The 3,123-nt window shown below is 67.8% G+C and carries 2 protein-coding genes; one reads left to right on the plus strand and one right to left on the minus strand.

Annotated elements, in window-relative coordinates:
- On the minus strand, positions 1-2,222 hold a 2,222-nt coding region (locus ACESL9_RS17640), incomplete at its 3' end, for a penicillin acylase family protein (RefSeq protein ID WP_372615102.1).
- A gap of 128 nt (positions 2,223-2,350) precedes the next feature.
- Between ACESL9_RS17640 and ACESL9_RS17645 the strand changes: the two genes are divergently transcribed.
- The coding region (locus ACESL9_RS17645; protein ID WP_372675381.1) for an NAD(P)-dependent oxidoreductase at positions 2,351-3,123 on the plus strand (773 nt) is incomplete at its 3' end.

The raw sequence follows: 3,123 nt of genomic DNA on the forward strand, positions 1-3,123 counted from the left end.
GCGCGGTTGAGGGTGTTGTCGCCGCCGCTCGTCGATTGGCGGATGTTGACGAAATAGCGCAGGAGCGGCACCTCGCCCAGCACGGGGTGATCATGCGTGGCCTGGTGCAGGTCGCCCCAGGCCAGCGATTCGAGCGACGTGCCTTGCGTCTCGGCCAGCCATGTCAGCGCGTCGTCGAGCGCCATGCGGGCGATGTCTGAACAGGTCTCCTGCCGGCTCGAATGGATCACGTCGCACCAGGCCGCGGCGCCATCCACGTCGCGAAAGACGCGCTCGATGAAGAGCGGCTCGACATGGGTGAATTCATCGGCCAGCGGGCCGAGCTCGTCGCGGATGAGGCGTTCCTGCAGGGCGCGCATCCAGGCCATGTAGATGAGCGGTTCGGGGAGGTATTCGTTCATCTCGCCGTTCCAGTCGGCCAGCAGGTCGAGCGCCACCTTGCGGCGGCGTTCGGTGGAGCCTTCGGGCGCGGCCTCGCCGGTGAACCACAGGTCCTTGCCGACGAGGGGCAGGAGGGTGCGGGCGGTGACGCTCACGCTGTCGAGCTGGGCCTCGACAAAGCTGTCGCGGCTGTGGACCTGGCGCAGTTGCATGAGGCGGGTCCAGCGTTGCACGCGCTGCGTGTCGCCCCAGTCGTGGCTGACATGCAAGGGGAAGGGGCGTTCCAAGAGCTTGTTGTTGGTGTTGCCGACGATGCCACCCTCGGGGGCGATGAATTCGGGGTTGGCGTCGTAGTTGAGCCGCCCCTGCCAGCGGTTCTGCGGCTCGGCACCGAGGGCGGGCATCCGCCCCTCGCTGTCGTGGTCGGCGTCGCGGCGGGGCATGGCGCCCACGGTCTTCATCGCCACGTTGAGGCGGTCGGCGAAAATCAGGTTCTGCGATGGGGCCACGTATTTCTCGCCCGCTTCGATCGCCTCGGAGATGCTGCGCGCCCGCATCAGGCCGATGCCCGCGCTCATCGTCGTGTCCTGGTCGTCGAGCGCGGTCCAGGCGACGGAGGCGACATGGCCGGGCGGCGTGACCGTGCCGAGCCCGGCGTGGGAGGCGGGCAGGACCGGGCCGTTCTCGGTCCAGCGCAGGGTCATCGTGACCGGCGCGTTGTCCTTGATCTCGATGATCGAGCGGCGGGTCTCGAAGGGTTTGAACCCGTCGGGGGTGCGGTATTCCTCGGAATCGTCGGGATTGAGTTCCTCGATCATCACGTCGAGATCGTCGAGATAGGACGAGGTCAGCCCCCATCCGAGGCGGTTGCCGCGCCCCGAGAGCACCAGCGGCACGCCGGGGATGGTGCCGCCGATCACCCCGCCGGAGCCGAGTTCCAGCCGCGCGAGGTACCAGATCGACGGCGCGGAGAAGCCCAGGTGCGGGTCATTGGCCAGAAGCGTGCCGCCCGTGGCCGAGCGGCTGGGCGCCGCGGCCCAGCCGTTCGAGGCATTGGCAAGGCCAGGCCCCCGGAATGGCGAGAGCGGACCGTCGGGCCTCGCGCTGGTGTCATCGGCAAGGCGCAGATCCCCGGCCCCCGGCATGATCGCGGCGTATTCTGGCAGCGCCCCCACGCCGGAGCCCGGCGCATCGGGCAGGATGTCGGCCAGCCGCGCCTCGTCGGGCAGGGCCAGTGACAGGCGCGCGCGCAAGACTTCCCGGTCGAGCTGCGACATCATCTGCACCGCCATCAGCTTGATCATCGCGACCGAATCCGCCGGCTGCCAGGGCGAGACCGGCATGTCGAAGAGGAACATCTCGGGCGCGCCGCGCCCCAGGGCGTCGCGGTTGATCTCGTCGAGGCGCGCGTTGACCCCGTCGGCATAGGCTTCCAGCGCGGCCAGCGTATCGGCATCCTGAGCCGCGACCGAAGATCGCGCAAGGCGGTAAAGGTCGAGCCGGCGCATGAGCTTGTCGATGTCCAGGGTGCGCGCGCCGAACACTTCCGATAGGCGCCCCTGCGCGGTGCGGCGCATCACCATCATCTGCCACAGCCGGTCCTGGGCATGGGCATAGCCCAGCCCGAAGAACACCCCGGCGTCATCGTCGGAAAAGACATGCGGCACATTGGAATGGTCGCGCACGATCTCGACCGCCGTGTCGAGACGCTCGACCCTGAGCCGCTTGTCATAATCGGGGAGCGACCGCGCGGCGAAGTAATAGACCGCCCCCACCGCCAGCACGGCCAGGACAAGGACCGCCACCGTGATCCGCATCAACCATCGAAATACCCGCGCCATTGATCGACTGCCCTGTTCCTGCCTGTCCTGTCGGCCCAGCTGTGCACCCGGAGCCTCCTGTCAAAGCCCCTTGCCATTCCGCGCCGTGCCAGACAAACCTTAAGTGGAATGAAGGCAAGGGGAAAGACATGGCAAAGCTGGCATTTCTTGGATTGGGCGTGATGGGCTATCCGATGGCGGGGCATCTGCGCGCCGAGGGGCACGAGGTCACGGTCTATAACCGCACCGCGGCCAAGGCCGCCGCCTGGGTCGAGGCGCATGGCGGCACCGCGGCCGCAACCCCGCGCGAGGCCGCGGAAGGGGCCGAGTTCGTGATGGCCTGCGTCGGCAACGACGACGATCTGCGCGCCGTCTGTCTCGGGCCGGAGGGGGCCTTTGCGGGCATGGACAAGGGCGCGATCTTCGTCGATCACACCACCGTTTCCGCCGCCGTCACCGGCGAGCTTTACGCGGCTGCCCGCGAGATCGGGGTCAGCTTCGTGGACGCGCCGGTGTCAGGCGGGCAGGCGGGGGCCGAGAATGGCGTGCTCTCGATCATGTGCGGCGGAGACAAGGCGGCATTCGAGGCCGCCGAGCCGGTGATGGCCGCCTATGGCCGTTCGATCAAGCGCCTGGGCGAAAGCGGCGCAGGGCAGCTCACCAAGATGGTCAACCAGATCTGTATCGCGGGGCTTGTTCAGGGCTTGGCCGAGGGGCTGCATTTCGCGCAGAAGGCCGGGCTTGACGGCAAGGCGGTGGTCGATGTGATCAAGGGCGGTGCCGCCGGAAGCTGGCAGATGGAGAACCGTCATGGAACCATGCTGGACGACGAGTTCGACCACGGGTTTGCCGTCGACTGGATGCGCAAGGATCTGGGCATCTGCCTTTCCACCGCAGATGAAAACGGCGCATCGTTGCCGGT

Source organism: Aquicoccus sp. (assembly GCF_041686535.1).
GTDB lineage: Bacteria > Pseudomonadota > Alphaproteobacteria > Rhodobacterales > Rhodobacteraceae > Aquicoccus.